The sequence below is a fragment of the Actinoplanes sp. NPDC048967 genome, from assembly GCF_040649415.1.
GTDB lineage: Bacteria > Actinomycetota > Actinomycetes > Mycobacteriales > Micromonosporaceae > Actinoplanes.
Genome location: NZ_JBEZFL010000013.1, coordinates 1 through 26829 on the forward strand (window position 1 = coordinate 1; position 26829 = coordinate 26829).

At 71.3% G+C, this 26829-nt stretch carries 23 protein-coding genes; 3 read left to right on the plus strand and 20 right to left on the minus strand.

Features of this window, described 5'->3' with window-relative positions; genetic code table 11:
- Positions 1-1227 precede the first annotated feature (1227 nt).
- Positions 1228-1875, plus strand: coding sequence for an NAD(P)H-binding protein (locus AB0C12_RS39305; RefSeq protein WP_360555780.1), 648 nt, complete (start codon positions 1228-1230; stop codon positions 1873-1875).
- An 88-nt stretch (positions 1876-1963) separates the two neighbouring features.
- On the opposite strand, the gene secA is transcribed toward AB0C12_RS39305, so the two are convergent.
- Entirely contained in the window at positions 1964-4855 is a 2892-nt protein-coding gene (gene secA / locus AB0C12_RS39310; protein WP_360555782.1) for a preprotein translocase subunit SecA, read from the minus strand.
- Between the two features lie 185 nt (positions 4856-5040).
- On the opposite strand from secA, the gene AB0C12_RS39315 reads away from it, so the two are divergent.
- A complete protein-coding gene (locus tag AB0C12_RS39315; protein ID WP_360555784.1) occupies positions 5041-6165 on the plus strand; it encodes a GNAT family N-acetyltransferase in 1125 nt (374 codons plus the stop codon).
- On the plus strand, positions 6162-7295 hold the full coding sequence (locus AB0C12_RS39320; RefSeq protein ID WP_360555786.1) for a GNAT family N-acetyltransferase: 1134 nt from the start codon (positions 6162-6164) through the stop codon (positions 7293-7295). Before AB0C12_RS39315 ends, AB0C12_RS39320 begins: the two co-directional genes overlap by 4 nt.
- A 43-nt stretch (positions 7296-7338) precedes the next feature.
- On the opposite strand, the gene raiA is transcribed toward AB0C12_RS39320, so the two are convergent.
- The 19 genes from raiA to AB0C12_RS39415 form a co-directional block, all read right to left on the minus strand.
- A complete protein-coding gene (gene raiA, locus AB0C12_RS39325; protein WP_360555787.1) occupies positions 7339-7959 on the minus strand; it encodes a ribosome-associated translation inhibitor RaiA in 621 nt (206 codons plus the stop codon).
- Between the two features lie 246 nt (positions 7960-8205).
- Positions 8206-9045, minus strand: a complete 840-nt coding sequence (locus tag AB0C12_RS39330; protein WP_360555789.1) for a ComF family protein — start codon at positions 9043-9045, stop codon at positions 8206-8208.
- 10 nt (positions 9046-9055) lie between these two features.
- Positions 9056-10870, minus strand: a complete 1815-nt coding sequence (locus AB0C12_RS39335) for an LpqB family beta-propeller domain-containing protein (RefSeq protein ID WP_360555791.1) — start codon at positions 10868-10870, stop codon at positions 9056-9058.
- Positions 10867-12564: an MtrAB system histidine kinase MtrB gene (gene mtrB, locus AB0C12_RS39340; RefSeq protein ID WP_360555792.1), complete on the minus strand. Its 1698-nt coding sequence runs from the start codon at positions 12562-12564 to the stop codon at positions 10867-10869. The genes AB0C12_RS39335 and mtrB overlap by 4 nt, the downstream gene beginning before the upstream one ends.
- Before the next feature lie 54 nt (positions 12565-12618).
- On the minus strand, positions 12619-13308 hold the full coding sequence (mtrA, locus tag AB0C12_RS39345; protein ID WP_023358973.1) for an MtrAB system response regulator MtrA: 690 nt from the start codon (positions 13306-13308) through the stop codon (positions 12619-12621).
- 103 nt (positions 13309-13411) lie between these two features.
- The gene (efeB, locus tag AB0C12_RS39350; RefSeq protein ID WP_360555793.1) at positions 13412-14683 is read right to left on the minus strand and encodes an iron uptake transporter deferrochelatase/peroxidase subunit; all 1272 of its coding nucleotides are present in this window, start codon (positions 14681-14683) and stop codon (positions 13412-13414) included.
- Positions 14684-14695: 12 nt separating this feature from the next.
- A complete protein-coding gene (gene efeO / locus AB0C12_RS39355) occupies positions 14696-15838 on the minus strand; it encodes an iron uptake system protein EfeO (protein WP_360555795.1) in 1143 nt (380 codons plus the stop codon).
- Between the two features lie 11 nt (positions 15839-15849).
- Complete coding sequence (gene efeU / locus AB0C12_RS39360) at positions 15850-16707, minus strand: iron uptake transporter permease EfeU (RefSeq protein WP_360555797.1); 858 nt, start codon at positions 16705-16707, stop codon at positions 15850-15852.
- Positions 16708-16849: 142 nt separating this feature from the next.
- On the minus strand, positions 16850-17050 hold the full coding sequence (locus AB0C12_RS39365) for a DUF397 domain-containing protein (RefSeq protein WP_360555799.1): 201 nt from the start codon (positions 17048-17050) through the stop codon (positions 16850-16852).
- A gap of 43 nt (positions 17051-17093) precedes the next feature.
- Positions 17094-17942 (minus strand): helix-turn-helix transcriptional regulator, encoded by an 849-nt coding sequence (locus AB0C12_RS39370; RefSeq protein ID WP_360555801.1) that lies wholly within the window; start codon positions 17940-17942, stop codon positions 17094-17096.
- Positions 17943-18171: 229 nt separating this feature from the next.
- On the minus strand, positions 18172-19653 hold the full coding sequence (gene ahcY / locus AB0C12_RS39375) for an adenosylhomocysteinase (protein WP_360555803.1): 1482 nt from the start codon (positions 19651-19653) through the stop codon (positions 18172-18174).
- 370 nt (positions 19654-20023) lie between these two features.
- Complete coding sequence (locus tag AB0C12_RS39380; RefSeq protein ID WP_360555804.1) at positions 20024-20590, minus strand: GNAT family N-acetyltransferase; 567 nt, start codon at positions 20588-20590, stop codon at positions 20024-20026.
- Positions 20591-20620: 30 nt separating this feature from the next.
- Positions 20621-21808, minus strand: a complete 1188-nt coding sequence (gene manA / locus AB0C12_RS39385; protein WP_360555805.1) for a mannose-6-phosphate isomerase, class I — start codon at positions 21806-21808, stop codon at positions 20621-20623.
- 22 nt (positions 21809-21830) lie between these two features.
- On the minus strand, positions 21831-22796 hold the full coding sequence (locus AB0C12_RS39390) for a cation diffusion facilitator family transporter (protein WP_360555807.1): 966 nt from the start codon (positions 22794-22796) through the stop codon (positions 21831-21833).
- A complete protein-coding gene (locus AB0C12_RS39395) occupies positions 22793-24016 on the minus strand; it encodes an SIS domain-containing protein (protein WP_360555809.1) in 1224 nt (407 codons plus the stop codon). The genes AB0C12_RS39390 and AB0C12_RS39395 overlap by 4 nt, the downstream gene beginning before the upstream one ends.
- Entirely contained in the window at positions 24016-24198 is a 183-nt protein-coding gene (locus AB0C12_RS39400; protein ID WP_360555811.1) for a Trm112 family protein, read from the minus strand. Before AB0C12_RS39400 ends, AB0C12_RS39395 begins: the two co-directional genes overlap by 1 nt.
- A 47-nt stretch (positions 24199-24245) precedes the next feature.
- Entirely contained in the window at positions 24246-25625 is a 1380-nt protein-coding gene (locus AB0C12_RS39405) for a phosphomannomutase/phosphoglucomutase (RefSeq protein ID WP_360555813.1), read from the minus strand.
- 78 nt (positions 25626-25703) lie between these two features.
- Entirely contained in the window at positions 25704-26384 is a 681-nt protein-coding gene (nfi, locus tag AB0C12_RS39410) for a deoxyribonuclease V (protein WP_360555815.1), read from the minus strand.
- Between the two features lie 67 nt (positions 26385-26451).
- A complete protein-coding gene (locus AB0C12_RS39415) occupies positions 26452-26826 on the minus strand; it encodes a DUF779 domain-containing protein (protein ID WP_360555816.1) in 375 nt (124 codons plus the stop codon).
- Positions 26827-26829 lie beyond the last annotated feature (3 nt).

The window sequence follows — 26829 nt, forward strand, 5'->3', positions numbered from 1 at the left end:
TAGTTTGTTTATTTTGGTGGGGGGGTTGGGGGGGGGGGGCGGGGGGGGGGCCCCCCCCCCCCCTGTCTATAGGTATTGACCCGGCGCGCCCCCCCCCCCCGCCCCCAAGCCTGTTGTGGTTCGGCATTTGCCATGCCTGCGGGTTGAGTGACCAGCTAAGTGCGCAGTTGTGCGGATACTGCGTCCGTCCGGGCGGCCGGACGGTGGGCGGCCGGACGGTGGGCGGCCGGACGGTGGGCGGCCGGGCGGTGGGCGGCCGGGCGGTGGGCGGCCGGGCGGTTGACCTCTCCGAAGCAATCGGCACGGCTCTGGTCTGCACGACCACGCTCAGCGCGACCCGGGCAGCCCCATCCGGGTCAGCGCGGCACGGGTCAGCGCGGTTCCAGTCAGCGCGGCCGCCATCAGCATGCCCGTCAGCGCATCCTCGTCAGCGCAACGCGGATTGGATTGGCTCGGGACAGCATGGCTCGGGCCAGCGCGACCCGAGTCGGCGTAACGCAAGCCGGTGCGGTTCGAGTCAGCCCGGCCCAAGTCAGCGCGACGCCGCCAACGCCGCCTCCGTCAACCCGACCTCGGTCGGCGCGGTCCGAGTCAGCGCAACGCGATTCGGTGCGGCCCAAGTCAGCCCGACCCGAGTCACCGCGACCGTCAGCCCGGCCCCGTCCGTGCGGCTCCTTTCAGCCCGACCTCAGGCAGCGCGACTCATGAGCCCGGCCCATCACCCGACCCCGGTCACGGACGCTCAAAGCCAGCGGGACCCGTCACCCCAACCCCGTCACCGCGGCCCCGTCCGCCCGACCCCTTCGGCCCGACTCCAGTCAGCCCGACCCCCATCAGCCCGACCCCCATCAGCCCGACGCCCATCAGCCCGACGCCCATCAGCCCGACGCCGGCAGCACGACCCGTCAGCGCGACCCAAGTCAGCGCGACCCCATCAACGCGGCCCAATCAGCGCGACTGTCAGTGCGGCGCGGGTGGCTCGAGGGCGCCGGTGGCTGGGCGGTTGTTCGGGATTGTCGTAGGCGGTTTGGGAGGCTGAGACATCCGGGAGGTGTTCGATCGCCCATTTCCGGAGGGCTCGGAGGGGTTCCAGCAGGCGGCCTAGCTCCGAAAGCGGCCTGCCTGGTTGGTTACCAAAAGGTGCCTACTTCCCGATGGAGATCTGCTCTCCTACGGTGACCGTCGGGCCCGAACACGGGTCAAGGAGCTTGAGAAGGAAGGCACTTCATGTCCCGCATCGTCGTCATCGGTGGCACCGGCTACGCCGGGTCGGCCATCGTCGCTGAGGCCGCCGCCCGCGGTCATGAGGTCACCGCGTTCAGTCGTTCACTTCCCACCAACGCAGTCGCAGGCGTGAACTACGTCCAGGGCGATGCCACGGAGGAAGCGGCCCTGTCATCGGTCATCTCCGGCGCCGACGTCGTGGTGGCCGCACTCGCGCCTCGTGGTCCGCTCGCCGACTCGTTCCGCGACGTGTACCGCACGGTTGCCCGCCTCGCCGACACCGCGGGGGCCCGCCTCTTCGTTGTCGGCGGCTTCTCGTCCCTGCGTCCGGCACCCGGCGCCCCCCGTTTCAAAGAGGACCTCAGCCACTCCCCGGCCGAATTCCACGCCGAGATCCTTGCCGGCGCCGCCCTGATCACCGACGACCTCCCGGCCACCCCGGAAACCCTGAACTGGGTCTTCGTGAGCCCCGCGGCCAGCTTCGGCTCATACGCCCCGGGTGAGCGCCTGGGCCGGTACCGCCTGGGCAATGACATCGCCGTCCAGCCCGAAGACGGCGGCTCCATCTCCGGCGCCGACTACGCCATCGGCCTCGTGGACCTCATCGAAAAGCAGTCCCACAACCGAGCCCACGTGAACCTGGCCTACTGACAGCGCTAGCGAGCCCCATCACTCGCCCACCAAAAGAAATACGGCCTCGCGGAGGAAATCCCGCGAGGCCGTATTTTCCAAGGACGGATCAGGAAACTCCAGGCGCCCCGTGGCAGCGCTTGTACTTCTTGCCCGACCCGCAGTAGCAAGGAGCATTCCGAGAAGGCCCGTTGCTGGCCTCGGCCTGCCCGGAGCTCCGCGGCCGGTTGGCCGACCCGTGAGCCGGGCCAGCCGGAACGATGGGAGAACCCAGACCCAGAGCGGGAGCCTGCTGCTCCTGCTGGATCTGCGGCGCACCAGCACCGGCCTCGCCGTCGATCGTCGGCGCCGTGTACTGCAGGGCCTGCGGACGACGGTTGCCGCCCAGGCCCTTGGCCCGGACCTCGACCCGCGAGTCGCCCTCGCCGTCGGATGAGGTGCCCGGCAGGGCCACGGCCTGGCTCGGGTCGACCGTGACGGTGGGGGCCTCCTCGACCTGGACCTCGAGGTTGAAGAGGAAGCCGACAGCCTCCTCCTTGATGCCCTCCATCATCTGGTTGAACATGTCGAAGCCCTCGCGCTGGTACTCGACCACCGGGTCGCGCTGGGCGTACGCCCGCAGGCTGATGCCTTCCTGCAGGTAGTCCATCTCGTACAGGTGCTCGCGCCACTTGCGGTCGATCACCGCGAGCAGGACCTGGCGCTCGAGCTCGCGGACCGCGTCCTCGCCGAGCTCTTCCTCGCGGGCCGCGTACGCCGCCTGGGCGTCCTTCTTCAGCTCCTCGATCAGGTATTCCTGGTCGAGGGTGCTGCGCTCGCCACCGCTGTTCTCCACCAGGTCGTCGATGGTGACGCTGACCGGGTAGAGGCGCTTGAGGCTGACCCAGAGCTGGTCGAGGTCCCAGTCCTCGGCGTAGCCGTCTGAGGTCGCCGCGCGGACGTAGTCCTCGATCACGTCGTTGATCATGTGCTGGGCCTGGTCGTGCATGTCCTCGCCGTCGAGCACGCGCTTGCGCTCGGCGTAGATGACCATGCGCTGCTTGTTCAGCACCTCGTCGTACTTGAGGACGTTCTTGCGGATCTCCGCGTTCTGGCCCTCGATCTGGGTCTGGGCGCTGCGGATCTGCCGGGTGACCATCTTCGACTCGATGGGCACGTCCTCGGGGATGTTGAAGCGGTCCATGACCGCCTCGACCGCACCGGCGCGGAACCGCTTCATCAGGTCGTCCTGCAGCGACAGGTAGAACCGGGACTCGCCCGGGTCGCCCTGGCGGCCGGAGCGGCCGCGGAGCTGGTTGTCGATGCGGCGGGAGTCGTGCCGTTCGGTGCCCAGGACGTACAGGCCGCCGGCCGCGGTGACCTCGGCGGCCTCTTCCTCGCAGGCCTGCTTCCAGGTGGGCAGAACCTCTTCGAGGGCCTTGGCGTACTCCTCCGCGTCCTCGACCGGGTCGAGGCCGCGCTGGCGCAGCTCGCTGGCGGCGAGGAACTCGGGGTTGCCGCCGAGCAGGATGTCGGTGCCACGACCGGCCATGTTGGTGGCCACCGTGACGCCGCCCTTGCGGCCGGCCTGCGCGATGATCGTGGCTTCCTGCGCGTGGAACTTGGCGTTCAGCACGCTGTGCGGGATGCCGCGCTTGCGCAGCAGCGTCGAGAGGATCTCGGAATTCTCCACCGAGACCGTGCCGACCAGGACGGGCTGGCCGGTGGCGTGCCGCTCGGCGATGTCCTCGATGACCGCGTTGAACTTGGCCTTCTCGGTCTTGTAGATGACGTCCGGGTGGTCGATGCGGATCATCGGGCGGTGCGTCGGGATGGACACGACGCCGACCTTGTAGACCTGGTTGAACTCGCCGGCCTCGGTCTGCGCCGTACCGGTCATGCCACCGAGCTTGTTGTAGAGCCGGAAGTAGTTCTGCAGGGTGATGGTCGCCAGGGTCTGGTTCTCCTGCTTGACCTCGACGCCTTCCTTGGCCTCGATGGCCTGGTGCATGCCCTCGTTGTAGCGGCGGCCGTGCAGGATGCGACCGGTGAACTCGTCGACGATCAGGACCTCGCCGTTCTCGTCGACGATGTAGTCCTTGTCCTTGCGGTACAGCTCCTTGGCCTTGATCGCGTTGTTGAGGTAGCCGACCAGCGGGGTGTTCACCGACTCGTACAGGTTGTCGATGCCGAGGCGGTCCTCGACCCGGGCGACGCCGCGCTCGGTGACCGCGACGGTGCGCTTGGCCTCGTCGACCTCGTAGTCGCCCTCGCCGTCCTTGCCCTTCTGCAGGCGGGCCACCAGGGCGGCGAACTCGCCGTACCAGCGGGCGGAGTGCTCGCCGGGGCCGGAGATGATCAGCGGGGTGCGGGCCTCGTCGATGAGGATCGAGTCGACCTCGTCGACGATGGCGAAGTTGTGGCCGCGCTGGACCAGCTCGGCCGCCGACCACGCCATGTTGTCGCGCAGGTAGTCGAAGCCGAACTCGTTGTTGGTGCCGTACGTGATGTCGCACTCGTAGGCGGCCCGGTGCTCGGCGGCCGGCCGGTTGGGCAGGATCACGCCCACGGTCAGGCCCAGGAACACGTGCACGCGGCCGACCCACTCGGCGTCACGCTGGGCGAGGTAGTCGTTCACCGTGATGATGTGCACGCCCTCACCGCTCAGCGCGTTGAGGTAGGCCGGGAAGACGCCGGTCAGGGTCTTGCCCTCACCGGTCTTCATCTCCGGGATGTTGCCGAAGTGCAGCGCGGCGCCGCCCATGAGCTGGACGTCGTACGCACGCTGCCCCAGCACCCGCCGGGCTCCCTCGCGGGCCACCGCGAACGCCTCCACCAGCAGCGAGTCCAGCGACTCGCCGTCGGCGACCCGCTCCTTGAACTGCTCGGTGCACTCACGCAACTCGTCGTCGGTGAGGTCGGTGTAGTCGTCCTCGATCGAGTTGACCGCGTTCGCGATCGCCTTGAGCCGTCGCACCATGCGGCCTTCGCCGGCGCGCAGGAATTTTTCCAAAATCGACACGGGTCAACGCTCCCCTAGACGGTCTGCCGAACCATCGTAGGCGTCTTGTCTGGGTGACCGTGACCCGAGCCTCCGGTTAACCTCGCAAAGACGGCGAAACAGGGCGACAAGTTCGCTGACAGCGCATCCGGACCGGCCGCTGCAACCTTTTGCCGGGCCAGGGCGTGTCGGGGCACGATGTCGGCGTGGAAACGGTCGCGATCCGTACCGGTGACTTGCTCCTGCGCCCGTGGCACGCCCGGGACGCGGAGGCGGTCTGCCGGGCGTGTCAGGATCCGGAACTGCACCGCCGGCTCACCGGCCTGCCGTGGCCGTACCGGATCTCGGACGCCGCCGCCTTCGTCGGCGAGCGCGCCCCCCGCCTGCTCGCCGAAGGCACGGCCCTGCACCTCGGCGTGTTCACCGGCGACGAGTTGGCCGGCTGCGTGGCGCTCAACGCGATCGACCGCGGCGCCGGCACGGCCGCACTCGGCTACTGGACGGCGCCCTGGGCGCGCGGCCGCCGGGTCGCCGAGCGGGCCGCCCGGGCTCTGCTGCAGTGGGCCTTCGGCGCGGCGCTCGGCCTGACCCGGATCGACTGGCGGGCCACGGTCGGCAACCACCCCTCCCGCGTGACGGCGCTACGGCTCGGCTTCACGATGATCGGCGAGCAGCCCGGCGCCGGGCCCGGGAGCCCGGACAAATGGCTGGGGGCCCTGCTTCCCGGCGACCTCACTGCCGCGGGCGCCGATGTCCCCGATCCGGTACGCCGCACAGCCCGCACGTTCGCCGGGGCCCATCCGACGCTGCCCGCCGGGGTGGTCACCCTGCGCCCGCCGGGCCGCCGCGACATCCCGGGCATCGTCGAGTGCCGCTCCGACCCGGAGACCGCGCGCTGGTTCGGCGTGCCGCAGCCCTACACGGCGGAGGACGCCCGTACGCACGTGGACCACAACGTGCCGCGCCGGTGGGCCAGAGGTGTCGAGGCGGTCTTCGCCATCGCCGACGCCTCGGACGCGTACGCCGGCTCGGTGGATCTGCGGATCCGGCCCGGCGACCCGGCGGTGGGCGAGGTCGGTTTCGCGGTCGGGCCGCGCTCGCGCGGGCGCGGCTACGCGGGCGCCGCGGTGCGGGAGATCTGCCGCTGGGGCTTCGCCGACCTGGGCCTGAGCCGGATCGAGTGGCGCGCCGAGGTGGGCAACGATGCATCGCGGCGGGTGGCCGAGAAGGCAGGCTTCACGGTCGAAGGTCTGTTGCGGCAGGCCCTGCGGACCGGCCGTGGACGGCGGGACTGCTGGGTGGGCTCGCTGGTGGAAGGTGACTTGCCATGATCGTTGCGACGCTGTCGGGGCCCGGCGTACGGCTGCGCGGCCTCGCGCCGCGCGACGTCGACGACCTCGTGGCCGGTTACGCCGATCCGGTGCTCCAGCGCTTCATGCCGCCGCTGCCGGTGCCGTTCACCCACGCCCAGGCGCGCGAGTACGTCCGCGACGTGGCGCCGGGCATGTTCGCCGACGGCGGCGGGCTCTGGGCGATCGCCGACCCGCTGACCGACCGGCTGCTCGGCGGGATCGGCCTGGACAAGGTGGTGCCGCACCGCGGTCAGTGCGAGGTGGGCTACTGGGTCGGCCCGTGGGCCCGCGGCCGCGGCGTCGCGGTGGCGGCGGTGCGCACGCTGACCGAGCACGCGTTCCACACCGGCATGGCCCGCATCGAGCTGCTCACCCACCGGGAGAACGCCCCCAGCCAGCGGGTCGCGCTGGCGGCCGGCTTCCGGCCGGAGGGCGTACGCCGGGGGGTGCTGCCCAACCGCGACGGCGGCCGCGACGATCTGCTGGCCTACGCCCGGCTGGCCGGCGACGAGCCGGGACCGACCGAGCGGCTGCTGCCCGACCTGCCGGGCGGCGAGCTGACCGACGGCGTCGTGACGGTACGCCCCCTGACCAGCGACGACGCCGACTTCTACGCCGAGCTGCACCACCTGCCGGAGGTCGTGGCCACCGCCGTGCCGCCGATCGCGCCCACGGCTGAGGACGTGGTCCGGCGGTGCGCGTGGGCGGCCGCGCACTGGCTCGCCGGCGAACGGGCGGACATGGTCATCACCGACGCCGCCACCGGCCGGAACGCGGGCGAGATCGGGTTGTACTACCAGGAGCCGCGCACCGGGCAGGCGATGATCGGCTACAGCATGCTGCGGGGCTGGCGGGAGCGCGGCTTCGCGACCCGGGCGACGCAGCTGGTGTCGTTGTGGGCGTTCGCCGAGACGGGTGTCGCCCGGCTGATCGCGGGTGCCCTGCCGGCCAATCTGGCCTCGCAGCGGGTGCTGGAGAAGGCGGGCTTCAAGCGGGAGGCGTACCTGCGCTCGCGGTTGCCGGGCGGCGACGGCCGGCGCAGCGACGACGTGCAGTACGCCCTGCTGGCGGAGGATCTGCTGGCGGACGTGGTGCGCCTCGACGGCTGACGCGCGGGATCACCGCACGCCAGCCGGAGGGCTTCTCCTCAGCTCAGGCCGTTGCTTCCAGGCTGAGAATGCCGTAGTCGTACCCTCGGCGCCGGTACACGACGCTGGGCCGGCCGCTCTCCTTGTCATGGAACAGATAGAAGTCGTGGCCGACGAGCTCCATCTGGAAGAGAGCGTCGTCGACGGTCATCGGATCGGCGGGGTGTTCCTTCTCCCGCACGATGCGCCAGGGTTGGTTGTCCTCGTGCTCCATGAGGTCGGTCGCGACCGGCGACTCCTCGGGCTGCGGCGTCAGGCTCGGCAGATCGGTCGGGAGCTTGGCGGTGGCTTCGGCGACGGATACCGGCGCGTGCCGTCCCCGGTGCACGCGGCGACGGTCCGCGGCGCGGCGCAGGCGCCCGTCGAGCTTGTTGAAGGAGCAGTCCAGCGCGGCATAGAAGTCCTTGGCACACGCTTCGGCGCGGATCACCGGCCCCCTGGTCACCACGGTGATCTCGACGCGCTGGCAGTTGTCCGACTGCCGGGGATTGCGTTCGTGGAAGAGCTCCACGTCGACCCTGATCAGCTTCTGGTCGTAGCGTTCGACCTTCGACAGCTTGTCTGCGACATGTTCCCGGTAGTGATCGGGAACCTCTACGTTGCGGCCCTTGACGACAATGTCCACTCGTGACCTCCCCCAACGTTACGATCTTGCGGGCGCCCTGCGACGGGGTGCCGGGGGCGCCGTACTGCGACGCGGTGTGCCGGCTTCGGTATGGCCCGGGATCACGGAGCGAACCCACGCAAATCACCGAAACGGCTTACGAGGACGCTCCTTTCCGGTGCGGCGGGCCGGGCCCCTGAAGAGCGGGCTGCCGGCTTGGCTCCGGTGGCGGGTAAGTCGTGGCCGCTTACCCTCGTCACCAAGACGCTAACCTGCCGACGCCCGCCCGTCACCCCTCGTTCGGGGAACGGACCCGGTGACTTTCGGCCCTGGCCGGGCCCCGGTGGGCGCCCGGACCCGGTACGGCGACCGGCCGCCGCGCAGCCTGGTGGCCGCCACGACCGCGGCCCCGGTGACCTGCATGTCCGCCTCCCGCAGACGACCCGCCACCGCGGCCAGCGTGGCCCCGGTCGTGACGATGTCGTCGACCACTATCAGCGTGCCTCTCATCGTCGGCCCGCGTCGCGGAATCCGGATCCGGGCCCCCTTGATTCGCAGCGAATTCTCAGCCGCCGCAGCGCGACCGGCTACGTCCAGTGACGCTGAGTCCGCCCGTGGGAGCGCCCGCAGCGGCTGGACGACGTCAGCGTCCCAGCCGGCCGCGCGCAGCCGCCGCACGGTGTGTGCGGCCAGTCGCGCCATGTGGTCGCCATGGCGTTCGCGCGCGGCGGCCGCCGTCGACGGGACGGGGATCAGGCGTACCGGGGCTTGCGGGCCCGCGCCGCCGCGCCGGGCGGCCGCGGCGACCGCCACGGCGAGCAGCGATCCCAGCGGCCGGGCGAGCCGGTGCCGGCCTTTCTCCTTGTACGCCAGCAGCACACCCCGCACCGGGCCCGCGTACGCCCCGACAGCCGTGCAGAACGGCATCCCCGGTGGTGGTGGCACCGGAACGGTCGGAAACGGCGTGAGGGCCTCCAGGGACGCCACACAGCCGGCGCACACTCCGAAGCGCAGCGGCACGCGCTCGGCTGCGCACCCGGCACAGGCGCTGGGCAGCACCAGGTCGGCCAGGTCCGCGCCCAGCCGGGACCATCGTGCCGTCGGCATGCCGCTCCGCTCAGCGCAGGAAGGAGGGCCCGGTGGGCTTGACCCCGGACGGCGGGTTCGGCACCGCCACGGCGAGGTCGGCCACCGAGATCCGGACCGGGTCGGACAGCACGTCGAAGGCGTCGCCGTTGGCCACGTACGCGATCGTGTCCGAGCTGTCCGTGCCGCTGACCGGGCTCACCGGGTACGCCGTCAGGTAGCTCACGCTCTCCGTGCCGATGTCGGCGAGCCGCTCGGAGACGAAGGAGCCGTCGCTGGTCATCTCGAAGATGGCCACCCGGGCCTTGTCGGCCCGTTCGCCGGCCACCGTGAGCCAGGTCTCGCTGCTCCAGTCGACCGCGCTGACCTGCTTCAACGGCGCCGTGAGAATCTGCTCCGCGGGCAGCATCCGGACACTGGCGCCGCCGGTGGCCAACGCCGCGACGAAGAGCCGGCCCCGGGAGACCAGCGCCACGCGGCGGCCGTCGGGCGCGACCGCCACCGCCGTGATGCCGTCACCGGCCCCGTCGACCTTGGTCAACTGGGGATCGTCCGAGGTGAAGCTGTACAGCCTGCCGCCGACCGTGACCAGGCCGATGGCGGGCGCGCTCGGCTCGGCCGAGGTGATCGCCCAGACCGGCTGGCCGGTCGTGCCCTTGGGCAGGCTGATCTTGGTGAGGGAGACCCGCTCGTCGGCGGCCCCGGCGCCCACCCGCAGCTCCTCGCGACCGGCCGAGCTGACCACCAGCGCGGCGAAGCGGCGCTTGCCGGAGCCGGCCAGCGCGGCGGCCCGGACGAAACGGTTGTCCTCCGGGCGCAACAGGGGTATCGGATCCGAGGCGTTCGGCGAGCCGGACATCCGGCGCACCTGGCCGTTGTAGACCAGGAACCGTTCGGGCGAGGCCGCCAGCGCGTAGGCCGTGTTGCTGGTGAAGTAGTCGGTGCCGGTGTACTCGATGCTGGCCTGGTTGCCGACCTTCAGCTCGAGGCTGCGCCACTGGCCGGACCGCAGCGACCACATGAGCTGGCGCCGGAGCCGGTCCAGCTTGGTCTGGTCGTCGGGCGGGCGCACCGCCTGACCGCTGAGGTTGATCTGCAGTTTCTCGTCGCTGGGAGCGGGCACGTTGCCGTCCAGGGCGGTGCCCTCGGGCAGCGTCTCCACGGCGTTGCCGAGCCAGGGTGACGGCCCGGCGATCAGCCACTTGATGATCTCGTTGGGCTGCTGTTCCGAGGGCAGGTCCCGGGGCAGATACCGCTCGTCGGGGACCAGGCCGGTGTACTCGTGGTTCCAGAAGTACAGCTTGCGCCGCTCGTAGAACCGGTCCAGGGCGTCGTCGGAGATCAGCAGCACCGGGGGTGCCTTGGTGACGAACAGCCCGGCCTGGCCGGACGTGCTCGACACGGTGAGGGTGTATTCCTGCGCGGAGCCGTCCGCGGCCGGGTCGAGAATGCCGTTGTGGTTGAGCACACCGACCGTCTGGGCCCGCAGCCGCACGTCGACGCTGCCCGGGTTGACCAGCGGGGTGTCGACGAGGTGGACGACCCGGACCTCGGCCGCCGGATCGAACGACGAGGCGGCTGACGGGGAGAGGAACTGCTTGACCCGTTCCATCGCGGTGTTCGGGTCGCCGGCCGCCGCCTCCAGGTAGTAGCGCACGAAGGTGGCGGGATCCGAGCCGGCGAGACGGTCGTGCCGGGTGGGGGCGATGTCCTCACCGGTCGAGACGCCGGTCGACGGTCCCGGCCCGACCCGCTGGACCTCGGTGCTGTCCGGGATGCCGCAGCCCCCGGCCAGCAGCGCGGCCACCAGCGGGACAGCGAGGAGCGCGCGCAGCCGCCGGGTCACCGGACCACCTCGGCGGCCTCGTCGGTGATCCCGTCGGCGGCGCCGCCGGTGGGCGCCGCCGCGATGGCGAGCGGCACCGCGTCCACCGCGCGGTCCCGCGGGATCAGCGGCAGCGGCGCGGCGACCAGGCGATCACCGGAGCGCACCGGCACGGTGAGCCGGAACTGCGCGCCGCCGCCGGGCTCGCCCCAGGCCTCCAGCCAGCCGCCGTGCAGCCGCGCGTCCTCGACCGAGATGGACAGGCCCAGCCCGGTGCCGCCGGTCTGCCGGGCCCGGGACGGGTCGGCCCGCCAGAACCTGTTGAACACCAGGCGCTCCTCCCCCGGTTTGAGACCGACGCCGTGATCGCGCACGGTGACCGCCACGGCCGCCTCGTCGGTGGCCAGAGTGACCTCCACCGGCCGGCCCTCGCCGTGCTCGACGGCGTTGCCGACCAGGTTGCGCAGCACCCGCTCGATGCGGCGCGGGTCGACCTCGGCGATGACCGGGGTGTCGGGCAGCCGCAGCTCGATGCTGACGCCGACCCGCTCGGCCAGCCCGGCGAGGCGCTCCGCGACCCGCTCGACGATCGGCACCAGGTCGGTGTGCTCGGCGTCGAGGGCGGCGAAGCCCGCGTCGAACCGGCTGATCTCCAGCAGATCGGTGAGCAGACTCTCGAACCGGTCCAGCTCGGCCTGCAGCAGCTCGGCGCTGCGGGCCACGGCCGGGTCGAACTCCTCGCGCTCGGAGAAGATCAGGTCGGCGGCCATCCGCACGGTGGTGAGCGGGGTGCGCAGCTCGTGCGACACGTCCGAGGTGAAACGCCGCTGCAACCGGGACATCTCCTCCAGCCGGACGATCTGACGCTGGAGGTTGGCCGCCATCTGGTTGAAGGAGGCGGCCAGCAGGGCCAGGTCGTCCTCGCCGTCGACCTTCATGCGCTGGTCGAGCAGGCCGGCCGAGAGCCGCTGGGCGGTGCGGGCGGCGACCCGTACCGGCGTGACCACCATGCGAGTGACCAGCCAGGCGACGATTCCCAGCAGGATGACCAGGGCCAGCCCGGTGACCAGCACCGTGGTGCGGATCTGGTTGGCTGCCCGGTCCTCGGTGGTCAACGGCACGAGGTAGTAGAGCTCGACGTGACCGAAGCTGGTGGGCACCGGGGAGCCGTACACCAGGTATTTGGTCTGCGTCCCGGCCACCTCGAGGGTGCGGATCTGCTGGGCCACCTGCTCGGACTCGGCCACCAGGCGCACCATGTCGCGGGTGATCAGCGGCTCGGTCTCGACCGTGATCGAGGAGTCCGGCTTGATCTCGGGGATGGTGTCGGCCCGCAACGAGACGATCGCGCCGCCGCTCTCCGTGGAGTCGCCGTCGGCCAGCCGGTCGACGGTGGCGCTGATGGTCGCCGGCAGCTCCTGGTCGCGCACCTGACGGTGGACGGAGAGCTGCTGGTAGGCGTACTCCACCTTGCCCTGCATCTGCGCCTGGACCTCGTCCTCGGCCCGGTCGAGCAGGATCTGGGTGCTGCGGTCGGCGATGAACCAGCCGAAGCCGCCGACCAGCAGGCTGGAGGTCACCAGGGTCAGGGTCACCACGCGCAGGTGCAGCGAGCGGCGCCAGGCGCGGCGGGCGGGTGCGGACAGCCGGAGGCCGTGGCGCACGCCGATGCGCCATTGCCGCCGCACCACCCTGAGGGTGCGGCGGATGGGCATCGGTAGCCAGGCGGGAGCATGCATCTCGGGGGCAAGGTTAGCCCCTCCGAGGGTCTAACCCGTGCCCGCCTTGTAGCCGACACCACGCACCGTGAGGATGATCTCCGGGCGTTCCGGGTCCGGCTCGATCTTGGCGCGCAGCCGCTGGACGTGCACGTTGACCAGCCGGGTGTCGGCCGCGTGCCGGTAACCCCAGACCTGCTCCAGCAGCACCTCGCGGGTGAAGACCTGACGCGGCTTGCGGGCGAGGGCGACCAGCAGGTCGAACTCGAGCGGCGTCAGCTTCACCTCCTCGCCGTCGCGGGAGACGGTGTGCGCGGGCACGTCGATGGTGATCTGGTTGCCGGGCGGTCCGATGGTGAGCATCTCGGGCGCGGCGTCCTCGCCCCGGCGCAACCGGGCGCGCATCCGCGCGACCAGCTCCTTGGGCTTGAACGGCTTGACCACGTAGTCGTCGGCGCCGGACTCGAGGCCGAGCACCACGTCGACCGTGTCGCTCTTGGCGGTCAGCATCACGATCGGGATGCCGGACTCCGTGCGGATCGCCCGGGCCACGTCGATGCCGCTCATGCCCGGCAGCATCAGGTCGAGCAGGACGATGTCGGGCCGGCTCTCCCGGAACGCCGCCAGTGCGCGCTCACCGTCGGCGACGAAGGAGGGCAGGAAACCTTCGCTGCGCAGGACGATGCCGAGCATCTCGGCCAGCGCTGGGTCGTCATCGACGACGAGTACCCGGGCTCTCATGCGATCCAATATTGCACTGTCCCCTTCAGGCCCGTGTGACCGCCCGGCGATCATGCGCCGGCGGTGCTGCTGATCATGGCCCGCCGGCGCCCGAAAATCCAGGCTATGAGAAGAGCGCGCGGCCCCAGAAGTCCGCCGGGCCGGTCACGCCCGGCGGGCAGGCGAACAGCGCCTGGGAGACCGGTTTGAGGTACTCGTTCATCTCGTCCGTCCGCGACAGGTTGCGCTGGATCGGCACGAACTGCTTGCGGGGGTCACGCTGGTACGCGATGAAGAACAGTCCCGCGTCGAGCCGGCCCAGCCCGTCCGAGCCGTCCACGAAGTTGTAGCCGCGGCGCAGCAGCCGGGCCCCGCCGTTCGACTTCGGGTGGGCCAGCCGGACGTGCGAGTTCACGGCCAGCACCGGCTCACCGTCGGCCCCGCGCGCGTCGAGATCGGGCTCCTCGAACTCGCCGGTCCGGCCCAGCGGCGCGCCGGAGCCCTTGCGCCGGCCGACGATCATCTCCTGCTCGGCCAGCGAGGAGCGGTCCCAGGTCTCGACGATCATCCGGATCTTGCGGCTCACCAGGTACGACCCGCCGGTCATCCAGTCGGGACCGTCGCCCGGCTGCACCCACAGGTGGTCGCGCAGCAGCTCGGTCTCCTCGAGCTTGAGGTTGGCGGTGCCGTCCTTGAAACCGAACAGGTTGCGCGGGGTCGCCTGCGTCGTGGACGTCGACGACGTACGCCCGAAGCCCAGCTGCGACCAGCGCACGCTGACCACGCCCATGCCGATCCGGGCCAGATTGCGGATCGCATGCACGGCCACCTGCGGGTCGTTGGCGCACGCCTGCACACACAGGTCGCCGCCGGAGATGCTGTCGTCCAGCCGGTCGCCCGGGAAGTGCGGCAGGTCGGCCAGCGCCTCGGGGCGCTTGGCGGCGATGCCGAAGCGGTCCTTGCCGGTGGCGTCGCGGAACAGCGTGGGGCCGAAGCCGACCGTGATGGTCAGGGCCGAGGGCGGCAGTCCGAGCGCCTCGCCGGTGTCGTCCGGCGGCGCCTCGGGGATGCCGCCGACCGCGCCGATCTCGCCGGCGTCGCGCCCGGCGGTCATCCGGGCCGCCGCGGCGGTCCATTCCTTGAGCATGCGGACCAGACGGTCGCGGTCCTTGGTGATGACGTCGAACGCGACGAAGTGCAGGCGGTCCTGGGCGGGGGTGACGATGCCGGCCTGGTGCTCGCCGGTGAACGCGACCGCACCCTCGACGGGGTGCGGCCCTTCGGCCGACGCGCCCTTGACCAGGGCGCCACCGACGGCGGCGGCCCCGGCCACTCCGGCCACGCCGACGCCGGCGAGCGCGATGGCCCGCCGGCGCGAAACGATGCTGTCCGACATCGAGGGGTCTCCCTACTTCTTCGAGACGACCGCGGCAACCTTGCTGATCGGCTCGGCGAGCGCGTTGATCGCGTCGGAGAGACCCTTCAGGTCGGCCTCGCTGAGGGTGTTGTGCAGCTTCCAGCCGTCGCCGGCGCGGTACTTGGCCAGCGCGGTGTCCACGTTGGCGAACTCGGTGTCGAGCGTCTTGACCAGCGCGGGGTCACGCTCGGAGAGGACCGGGCGCAGCGACGCGATGGCGGCCTTGGAACCCTCGACGTTGGCGTTGAAGTCCCACAGGTCGGTGTGCGAGTAGCGGTTCTCCTCGCCGGTGATCTTGCCGGTGGCGACCTCGTCCAGCAGGCCCTTGGCGCCGTTGGCCAGCTGCAGCGGGGAGAGCTTCTCGGCGTTGGCCTTGGCCACGATCTCCTTGACGTCGACCAGCAGCTGGTCGGCGATCGGGCCGTCCTTGGAGACATCCGGCTTGGCCGCCCACAGGTCCTTCTCGAGGCGGTGGAAGCCGGTGAACTCCATGCCCTCCTCGATGACCTCCTCACGGCCGTCGATCTTCGGGTCGAGGTCACCGAAGATCTCCGCGACCGGCTCGATGCGCTCCCAGTAGGTACGGGTCACCGGGAACAGCGCCTTGGCCTTGTCGACCTCGCCGGCCTTGACCGCGGCCACGAACTCCTCGGTCTTGGGCAGCAGCGCGGCGGTCTGGCTCTTGACGTAGCGGGAGTAGCTGGCGGTGGCGTCGGCGAGCTTGGCGTCGTCGGTCAGCGGGGCCGAGGAGCCGGCGACGGTCAGCGCGGCCCGGATGCCCTTGCCGCTCATGCCCGGCTTGCAGGCGGTCTCGTACGAGCCGGCGGGCAGCTCCACGTGCAACTCACGGGTGAGGCCGGGAGCGATGTTCTCCACCTCGCCCATGACCCGGTCGCCCGGCGCGTACACGTAGAACTCGGTGACCTTGTTGCCGCCGTTGGTGATGGTGAAGACGCTGGTGCCGGCGTCGGCCTGGTTCCGGGCGACCTCGCAGGCCGTGTCCGATGCTTTGACGGTGATCGGCCCGCCCGTGGCACCGGCAGCGGTGTCGTCGGCCTTGTCGCCGCCGCACGCAGCCAGGGCGCCGCCGAGGACGCCGACCGCGGCGAGCGCGAGGATTCGGGTGGTACGCATGGACGGGGCTCCTACTGCTGCGGCGCGGGCGCCGGGGTGGGTTCGGGGGTGACGACCGGCGCCTTCTTGCGCGCCGGCCGGAGGAAGAGCACGAGCACCGGGATGCCGTACGCGGCCCAGGCGATCGTCTCGAGCACCGACGCGGTCGGGGTGATGTTGAACATGCCGGTCAGCAGGGCGGTGTACCAGGCCGAGGGGTCGAGCACGCCGCTGATGTCGTAGGCCAGGTTGTTGAGGCCGGGCAGGGCGTTGGCCTCCTGGAAGTCGTGCACGCCGTATTTCAGGATGCCGGCGGCGACCAGGATGAGCAGGGCACCCGTCCAGGTGAAGAAGACCGAGAGGTTGATCCGCACCGCGGTCGCGTACATCAGGTAGCCGATGATCACCGCGGACGCGATGCCGACCAGCAGGGCGTAGAGCGGGCGGCTGTTGTCGGCGGCGCCCTGCACGGCGGAGTAGAAGATCAGCGAGGTCTCGAGGCCCTCGCGGACCACGGCCAGGAACGCCATCACGGCCACCGCGATCGAGCCGACCTCCAGCGCGTCATGGAGCTTGCCGCGCAGCTCACCGGCGATCGACCGGGCGGCCCGGCGCATCCAGAAGATCATCCAGGTCACGAAGACCACGGCCAGGATCGAGGTGATGGCCTCGAACAGCTCGCGGTGCTCGTACTTCTGCAGCAGGGTGGTCGAGGTGTAGCTGAGCAGCCAGCCGAAGAAGACGGACAGCGCCACGGCGAGGCCGACGCCGGACCAGACCTGGACGAGCCGGTCCTTGCGGTCGGACTTCACCAGGAACGCGATGAGGATGCTGACCACCAGGGTGGCTTCCAACCCCTCACGCAGGCCGATGAGGTAGGTGGCGAGCATGGCACTCCGTCGCTAAGGCATCCCTAAGTAAGGCTCGGCATACCTTAGTCACGGGCGAACCACATCCGTCAAGCTGAGCCACTATCAGGCCGGTCACACGTCAGGGCGGCTCTCCCGCCGGGAGAACCGCCCTGCTCGGGGATCAGCGGTCGAAGCGGCCCGCGCGGACGCCACCCAGGAAGTCGGCCCAGTCCCGGGCCCCGAACTCCAGGACCGGCCCGGCGACGTCCTTGGAGTCCCGGACGAACACCGCGGCGGCGGCCGAGGCGATCTCCACACAATGCCCGGCGGCGGCGCTACGGGTGCTCTTTCGCCAGGTCAAGCCTTGGTTCTGCAATGTCATGCCCTTCCGCGGATGAATACTCGCCTCGGGTAACGCCCATCGGCTACCGCAGGCCATCCCCCGTTCGAGCGATCAGATCCCGAGTCTCGTCCACCGTCAGCGCCCGCCGCCGGAGATCGGCGAAAGCCTCCCGGTAGACCCGCACGTGCGAGTGTTTGGTGCGCAACTGGCCGCCGACCAGGTCCTCGCTGTGCACGACCGGCGCCCGCCCGGAGTCGCCGAACTCGAAGATGACGAACGCCTCACCCAGCGCGGCGTGCGCGCCCGCGGCGAACGGGAGCACGTGCAGCTCGACGCCGGGCCGCTGGCTGGCGTCGTAGAGCCGCTGCACCTGGCGGCGCAGCACGTCACGACCGCCGACCTCGCGGTGCAGGGCCGACTCGTCGAGGACCACGCAGAGCCGTGGCGGCGGGTCGCGGGTCAGCACGCTCTGCCGGGCCATGCGCAGGGCGGTCCGCTGCTGCACCGTCTCCGGGTCGTCCAGGCCGGCGCCCACCTCGATGACCGCGTGCGCGTACTCGTCGGTCTGCAGCAGGCCGGGCACCACCTGCGCCTCCCACTCGCAGATGACGACGGCCTCGGCCTCGAACGCCACGTACTCGTCGTAGGGCTCGGCCACCGATGAGCGGTAGGGCGCCCACCAGACCCGGGCCCGTCCGCGCCGGGCCAGGTCACGCAGGTGGGACTGCTCGCCCGGCGTACCCGCGTAGAGCCGGATCAGCCGGTCGAGGTCCGCCTCGCTGATCCCGGTCCGGGCCGTCTCGATCCGGCTCAGCTTGGACTCGGACCAGCCGAGCCGGGCCGCGACCTCGGCACCCCGGCGCTCACCGCGCAGCCGGCGCAGCTCGGCACCGAGCTCCCGGCGTGCGGCCATCGATGTCGGCCTCGCCACGGGACCACCGTACCGGTGACTGACTGCAACTTGCACGACACTATATGCACTTGCAGTGGAGCCCGGACCGTGTCGTAATGGGAGGGGAAGGCAGACTTTGGTGCGGGTCGCCGGGCGGGAGGCAGCGCACCAGGCAGGGAAGCGGACCGGTGGCGGCAACCGCCGGTTCGCTTTTCCACGAACCGGCGGCCCCGGCCCTCAGTCACGCGGCCCTTTCTTCACGCAGCCGTCAGTAGCGGTAGTGGTCCGGCTTGTACGGGCCCTCGACCGCGACCCCCAGGTACGACGCCTGTTCCTTGGTCAGCTCGGTGAGCTTGACCCCGAGGGCGCCCAGGTGCAGCCGGGCGACCTTCTCGTCCAGGTGCTTGGGCAGCACGTACACGCCGACCGGGTATTCGTCGGTCTTGGTGAACAGCTCGATCTGGGCGATCGTCTGGTTCGAGAAGCTGTTGCTCATCACGAACGACGGGTGCCCGGTCGCGTTGCCCAGGTTCAGCAGGCGGCCCTCGGAGAGCACGAGCACCGAGTGCCCGTCGGCGAACTTCCACTCGTCGACCTGCGGCTTGACATTGATCCGCCGCACGTCGGCGCGCCGGGCCAGGCCGGCCATGTCGATCTCGTTGTCGAAGTGCCCGATGTTACCGACGATGGCCTGGTGCTTCATCCGGGCCATGTGCTCCGCCGTGATGACGTTGAAGCAGCCGGTCGCGGTGACGAAGATGTCGGCCGTCCCGACCACGTCGTCCATGGTGGCGACCTGGTAGCCGTCCATCGCGGCCTGCAGCGCGCAGATCGGGTCGACCTCGGTGACGATCACCCGGGCCCCTTGGCCGCGCAGCGACTCGGCGCAGCCCTTGCCGACGTCGCCGTAGCCGAAGACCACCGCCACCTTGCCACCGATCAGCACGTCGGTGGCCCGGTTGATGCCGTCGATCAGCGAGTGCCGGCAGCCGTACTTGTTGTCGAACTTGCTCTTGGTGACCGAGTCGTTGACGTTGATCGCCGGGAACAGCAGCGTGCCCTGCTGCTGCATCTCGTACAGGCGGTGCACGCCGGTGGTGGTCTCCTCGGTGACGCCCTTGATGCCGGCGGCGATCCGGGTCCAGCGCCGGTCGTCCTCGCGCAGCGACCGGGCGAGCACGGCGAGGATCACCGCGTACTCCTCCGAGTCGGCGGTGTCCGGGGCCGGGACCGACCCGAGCTTCTCGAACTCGGCGCCCTTGTGCACCAGCAGGGTCGCGTCACCACCGTCGTCGAGGATCATGTTGGGACCTTCGCCGTCGGGCCAGCGCAGCACCTGCTCGGTGCACCACCAGTACTCCTCCAGCGTCTCGCCCTTCCAGGCGTAGACGGGCACCCCGGCCGGGGCCTCGGGAGTGCCGTCCGGGCCGACGACGATCGCGGCGGCGGCGTGGTCCTGGGTGGAGAAGATGTTGCAGGAGGCCCAGCGGACCTCGGCACCCAGCGCGGTCAGCGTCTCGATGAGGACCGCGGTCTGGATCGTCATGTGCAGCGAACCGGTCACCCGTGCACCCCGCAGCGGCCGGCTCGGGCCGTACTCCTCGCGCAGCGACATCAGGCCGGGCATCTCGTGCTCGGCCAGCTCGATCTCCTTACGCCCGAAGGCGGCAAGGGAGAGGTCCGCGACCTTGTAGTCGCCCTCGGCGACGGTGCGCTGCGCACCGGCGGCGGCGGGGAGTGTGCTGGTCATCCATGCTCCTCCAGAGACGGGGGTCGAGGCAGCCGTCAACGTTACGCCGGTGACCACGGGCCGGGACCCTTTCCGGTACGCCCACAAAGCCGACAACCGCAGCACCGGCCCGACCGGCACCCGGCCCGGCCGGCGTGGCGTCGCGCCCCGTCACCCGGCCGCCGGGAGGATCGTCCGGCCGGACCCCGGCGGCCGGGTTCCGGACAGCGAACGGGGCGACGGATCCGAAGATCCGCCGCCCCGTTCATCCCCCCGGTTTGGTACCGCGCGCGTCCGTGGGACCCCCCGATCACCAATGACGCTGCGTGTTTATAGATTCACACTCCGCACACGCCATGTCAAGCAAATCGGCAAATTTCGGGTCGAATCCTTAAGTCGTGGCGTCCGCGACAGGTGACGGCGCGTCATCGAGGCGGTCCTGGAGCAGCTGCCCGGGCCAGGCCGGAGCGTTGTCCCGGGCGACCTCGAACAGACTGACCCGCTGGAATCCCTGATGCTCGTAGTAGCGGATCAGCGCCTGGTCGTCGCCGGCATAGCAGTCCACCCGCAGCAGGACTGCCTGGCGGGCCCGGCCCAGCTGCCGGGCGTGGTCCAGCAGCCGCCCGCCGACGTTGTGTCCCGCGTGGTCGCGATCAGTCACCAGGAGATTCACGTACAGCTCGGGCTCCGGAGCCGGCGGGACGTAGGCGGGCGTGTTGCCCACCGTCAGGGCACCCACCGGCTGCCCGCCGAGGTACGCCAGGAACAGGTTGCCGGCCCGGGCCGCGTCGCTGGTCGAGGCGTGGAGCTGGGGCCGGGCGGACAGCGGTTCAGTGCCCCACTGGCCGGGCCGGCCCCGCGCCACCAGCCAGCGGGCCGCTTTGTCGAGCAACCCGAGCACGATCGGCACGTCCTCGACGGTGCCCGGGCGGATGTCGATGTTCTCAGCACTACCCATGCGAGAAATCCTCGCAGAGCCGCCGACCGGTCAGGAGGCGACGGCCGCCACGAAGACCTCGCCGACGCCGGCCACCGTGGCCGGGCCCGTCTCGGCCGGGACGTAGGCCGCCGTACCCGGCGTCACCTCGACCGGCGTGCCGTCGACCGCCTCGGCCACGAACACGTCGCCGCGGACGCCCAGGACGATGCGCGGCCCCTCCCCCGGCAGCCGCAACGGCGGGCCGGCCGGCGTGAGCTCGAGCCGGTAGAGCGCGAACTCGCGCACCGGCACCGGCCACGTCTGCACGCCCGGCGCGACCTGCGTCGCCGGCAAAATCGGCTCGGCCAGGACCTCGAAGCGCAGCACGCGCAGCAGCTCGTCGACGTCCACCCGCTTCGGGGTCAGCCCACCCCGCAGGACGTTGTCGCTGGCCGCCATGATCTCGACGCCCGTGCCGCTCAGGTAGGCGTGCAGGTTGCCGGCCGGCATGTAGATCGCCTCGCCCGGCGCCAGGCGGACCTGGTTGAGCAGCAGGGCGACCAGTACACCCGGGTCGTCCGGGTAGCGGCCGGCCAGGTCGCGGGCGAGGGCGTAGCTCTGGGCGTACTCGCCGTCGGCGCCGGCCGCCGTGAGCACGTCCCCGATCAGGGCTGCGCGGTCGTCCACCGGCCAGGTCAGCAACTCCTGGACGGCGTCGCGCAGCCCGGCCGGACCAGCCCGCAGGGCCGCGATCACGGGGGCCAGGCGCGGGATGCGCAGACCCTCCAGGACCGCCGCCGACACGTCCGGGGCCCGGAAACCGCAGAGCGCGTCGAACGGCGTGAGCGCGACCAGCATCTCCGGCTTGTGGTGCGCGTCCGTGTAGTTGCGCGGCGCCTGCGGGTCGGCCTCCTGGGCTGCATACGCCTGCTTCGCGTACTCGGCGTCGGGGTGGGCCTGCAGTGACAGCGGCGCCTCGGCGGCCAGCACCTTCATCAGGTACGGCAGCCGGGCCCCGAACTCGTCGGCGACCTCGGCACCCAGCTGGCCCTTCGGGTCGTCACCGATCAGCGCGGCCAGGCTCACCGGACCGTCCGGCCCGGTCACCGTGGACGGGTCACCTGGATGGGCGCCCAGCCACAGCTCCGCCTCGGGAGCGTCGGTGGGCACCGGCCGGCCCTGGAGCTCGGCCAGCGCGCTCCGCGAGCCCCAGGCGTACGGCCGGATGACACCCCGCAGGGGGAGAACAGCAGCCACAGCCGCCCCGTTTCGTGAAGAGTTACGCCGTCGCGGGCAGGGTGCCGGCCTCGGCCGCCGAGGTCGCCCCGGCCTGCGGGTGGTAGATGTCGGGCTCCAGGTAGATGACGCGGGCGATGGGCAGCGCCTCGCGGATCCGCGACTCGGTCTCGTTGATGTGCCGGGCCACGTCCGCGGCGAGCTCCGACGGCTGCACCGCGATCTTCGCGGCCACCAGCAGCTCCTCGGGGCCCAGGTGCAGCGTCTTCATGTGGATGATCCGCTCGACGCCGGGACCGGCCATGATCGCCTGCTGGATCTTGGCGATGTCCTCCGGGTTGGCGCCCTCGCCGAGCAGCAGGCTCTTGGTCTCCAGGGCCAGGACGGCGGCGATGGTCACCAGCAGCAGGCCGATCGCCGCGGTGCCGAGCCCGTCCCAGACGCCGTTGCCGGTGATCAGGGTCAGCACCACGCCGAACAGCGCGAACACCAGGCCGATCAGCGCGCCCGCGTCCTCCAGCAGCACCACCGGCAGCTCCGGCGCCTTGGCCCGGCGCACGAAGTTGACCCAGGAGGTCTTGCCGCGGGTGTGGTTGGACTCCTTGATGGCCGTCCGGAACGAGTAGCTCTCCAGGCCGATGGCCACGACCAGGACGGTCACCGGCACCCACTGCCACTCGTGGATGCCCTCCTTCTCCTGGATCTTGTGGTACGCCTCGTACAGCGCGAACAGGCCGCCGACGCTGAACAGCACGATGGAGACGATGAACGCGTAGATGTAGCGCTCCCGGCCGTACCCGAAGGGGTGTTCCGGGGTGGCCTTGCGCTGCGCGCGCTTGCCGCCGAGCAGCAGCAGCGCCTGGTTGCCGGAGTCGGCGACCGAGTGGATGGACTCCGCCAGCATCGACGACGAGCTGGTCAGCAGCCAGGCTACGAACTTGGTGGCCGCGATGCCCAGGTTCGCCGCGAGGGCGGCGATGATCGCCTTGGTGCCACCGCCCGCGCTCACTGGAGTCCCTCCGGCATCGGGTTGCTCAGTTCCTTCATCTCGTTGATGGCCGGCACGGCCATCGGGTCCAGGCCGTGGGCCAGCGCCAGGTAGATCGAGGCGAAGTCGGGGACCGCAACCAGCGACGCGAGCCGTTCCAGGGCCGAGCCGCCCTCGGCGGTGACCACGTCGCAGCGCACGCCGCGGCGCTCCGCGAGGGTCTGCACCGCGTCGGCGCGGCGCTCCTCGACGGCCACCGGCTCGTCGGCCTCCTCCTCGGGGTTGAGACCGCCGTCGCGCAGCACCACCAGCCGCAGCCGGGTGCTGAGCTCCGCCGGCTCGTCCGGGTCGGCGAAGATGTCGCGCGACGACTCGGCCAGGCCGCCGAACGGCCCGTCGAGCAGGCCGACCCGGCCGCGGCCGGCCTCACCCAGCGCACCGGCCATCACCGGATAGCGGGCGTTGGCGGCCAGGGTGTCGGCGAAGCGGCGGGCGGCGACCGTGGCCAGCGGGGACGAGCCCCACACGATCGGGATCGAGCCGGCCAGGCCCAGCGCCAGCGACTTCGCCGGGTTGACGAAGGACTCGGCACCGGCCCGGCAGCGCTCGGCGTCGGCGTCCAGCCGGGCGGCGGTCTCGGCCAGGTCGGCCTCGTTGACCTTGACCAGGCCCAGGCTGCGGGCGGCCAGCAGCACCGGCACGGCCAGGCCCCAGAGGCTGGCCCGGGCCGGGGCGCGCCGCGGCACCGGGATGAACGGGGCCCGGGCGCGCTCGGCCATGGCCTGGAGCTCGGAGTCGGGGTTGCCGATGGCCACCAGGCGCGCGCCGCGGCGGGCGGCGGCGTCCGCGGCGGCCAGCGCCTCGGGACTGCGACCACTGGCGGAGACGGCGATGACCACGTCGGCCGCACCGACCCAGCCGGGGACCCCGGCGCTGCGGTGCCCGATGACCGGGACCGGGCAGCGCGGGCCCGCGACGGTGGCCAGGATGTCACCGGTCAGGCCGGCGGTGCCGATGCCGGCGACGACCACGGCGCGGGGCCGGCCCTCGTCGGCGAGCACGCTCAGGTTGGCCTCGGCGGCCAGCGCGGCCGACTCCCGGACCTGGGCGCCGGCGGAGGCGGTGGCCCGCAGCATGCCGCCCGGGTCGTTCTCGAGCATCGCCTTCTCGTCCTCGAGCAGCGCCTCGTCGGCCTCCCGGCGCCCGGTCAGGCCGGCCGCTCCCTCGAACGGGCCCGCCATCAGGAAGCCTTCCCGTCGGTGATCGCCTCGTCCAGGAGGAGAACCGGGATGTCGTCACGCACCGGGAAGACACGTCCGCACTCGGTGCAGGTCAGCGTCTGCGCGCCGGCGTCGTACTCCAGCGGCGCGTGGTGTGTGTCCGGGCAGGCCAGAATCTCCAGCAACTGCGGGTCGAGGGCCACCGAACGGCTCCTTAAAACGTGCGCGGGCTTTGCGGATCCAGGTGATCCTAACCGCGAACGATGGCGAGCACCTGGTCGCGCAGGGCCGCCATCCGGTCCGGCTTCGGCGCTTCCACGTTCAGCCGCAGCAGCGGCTCGGTGTTGGAGGCACGCAGGTTGAACCAGGCGCCGTCGCTGAGCCGCAGCGTCATGCCGTCGAGCTCGTCCAGCGTGGCGTCGGCGAACGCGGCGCGGACCTCGGCGATCTTGGCGGGCGCGTCGGCCACCGTGGAGTTGATCTCACCGGAGGCGGCGTAACGCTCGAACTCGGCCGCGAACTGCGACAGCGGCTGCGGCTGGCCCCCGAGCGCGGCGAGCACGTGCATCGCGGCGAGCATGCCGGTGTCGGCGAACCAGAAGTCACGGAAGTAGTAGTGGGCCGAGTGCTCGCCGCCGAAGACCGCGTTCGTACGGGCCATCTCCGCCTTGATGAAGGAGTGGCCGACCCGGCTGCGGACCGGGACACCGCCGTTCTCGGTGATGATCTCGGGCACCGCGACCGAGGTGATCACGTTGTGGATGACCGTGCTGCCCGGGAACTTGGCCAGCTCCCGCTTGGCCACCAGCGCGGTGATGGCCGACGGGGACACCGGGTCGCCGTTCTCGTCCACCACGAAGCAGCGGTCGGCGTCGCCGTCGAAGGCCAGGCCCAGGTCGGCGCCGTGCTCTCGGACGGCGGCCTGCAGGTCCACCAGGTTGGCCGGATCCAGCGGGTTGGCCTCGTGGTTCGGGAACGAGCCGTCCAGCTCGAAGTAGAGCGGCACGATCTCCAACGGCAGCGCGGACAGCTCCTGGTCGCCGAGCACGGCCGGCACGGTGTAGCCGCCCATGCCGTTGCCGGCGTCGACGACGACCTTCAGCGGCCGGATGCCGGACAGGTCGACGAGCCCGCGCAGATGGCGGGCGTAGTCGGCGAGCAGATTGCGGTGCTCGATCGCCGGCGGCACCTCGCCCACCGCGTCGAGGTCGTTGAGCAGCTCCTCGGCCCGCTGCCGGACGATGACCAGGCCGCTGTCCTGGCCCACCGGACGGGCACCGGCCCGGCACAACTTGATGCCGTTGTACTTGGCCGGGTTGTGACTGGCGGTGAACATGGCGCCGGGCAGGCCGAGCACGCCTGAGGCGTAGTAGAGCTGGTCGGTCGAGCCGAGACCGATGTGTACGACGGTGGCGCCGGCCGAGTTGGCCCCGGCGGAGAACGCGGCGGCCAGCGCGGGACCGGTCTCGCGCATGTCGTGGGCCAGCACGATCCGTTCCGCGTCGTCCCCCGACTCGCGGAGCATCTCCACGAACGCCGTGCCCAGGGCCCGGGCCACGGTCTCGTTGAGCTGGTCGGGCACGACGCCACGGACGTCGTACGCCTTGACGAGCTGGGACAGATCAGACAACGGTCACTCCTCGGCACGATGTTCGACCCGCCGACATTAGCGGAGCGAGGGTGACCGCCGGGTCGCAACAGCGTGGCGTCACCGTCTCGGGACTGTTACATCCGGCCGCCGTAATCCGTCCCGGCAGGCCCGGTCGGCGGCCCGGGTCGTCTCCGGCAGCCGGAAGCGTGGCGTGAGCCCGAGGGTGAGCGCGCAGGCGGTGTCGAGATCCATCCGGTGCCCGACCGAGACGAAGACCGGTTTCACCGCGTCCCGGGTCCGCAGCACGGCGCCCACGCTCTCGCCGTCGTCGATCAGCGAGGACCGCTCGCCGCGGCGCTCGCCGGGCCCTTCCCACCTGCCGACCAGCGAGGTCTTGCCGACGCCGAACGAGGGCAGGTCGGTGAGCACGCCCAGGTGGCAGGCCAGTCCGAAGCGCCGGGGATGGGCCAGCCCGTGGCCGTCGCAGATCAGCACATCGGGTCGCACGGTGAGCCGGTCCAGGGCCGTCAGCAGCGCGGGAACCTCCCGGAAGGCGAACAGCCCCGGCACGTACGGGAACGCGGCCCGGCCCTTCACCACGGCCGTGTCCACGACGCGGTGGTCCGCAGCGTCCAGCACGACGATCGCCGCCGCGAGCCGATCGCCGTCCTCGTGGTACGCCACGTCGAGGCCCGCGACTGTCGCCGGCCGTTGCGGGCCGGGCCCGCCCAGCAGCCGTGGCCGGAGGGCGTCCTGCACCACCAGCGCCTCGGCTTCGGTACGCGGCCAGTCGGTCATGGCCGCAGACGCTATAGCAGTGCGGAACCGGCCGGGCGGCAGTTTCCGACCGCCCGGCCGTGTCCCGTCACGACGGCAGCGCCGCCAGTTCCTCGGGTGTGAGGATGCGGCTGCGGATCAGGAAACGCACGCCCTCGGGCGCCTCCAGACTGAAGCCGCTGCCCCGGCCCGGCACCACGTCCACGGTGAGGTGGGTGTGCCGCCAGGCCTCGAACTGCGAGGTGCTCATCCAGAAGGACACCGGTTCGGCCACGCCATCGATGTGCAGCTCCTCGAGCAGCACATCGCTCGCACCGGTACGGAACTCGCCCTCCGGGTAACACATCGGGGCGCTGCCGTCGCAGCAGCCGCCGGACTGATGGAACATCAGCGGGCCGTGCTGTCCCCGCAGCGACCGGATCAGGTCGGCCGCCGCGGGTGTCACGTCTACTCGGGCTCCCATGGC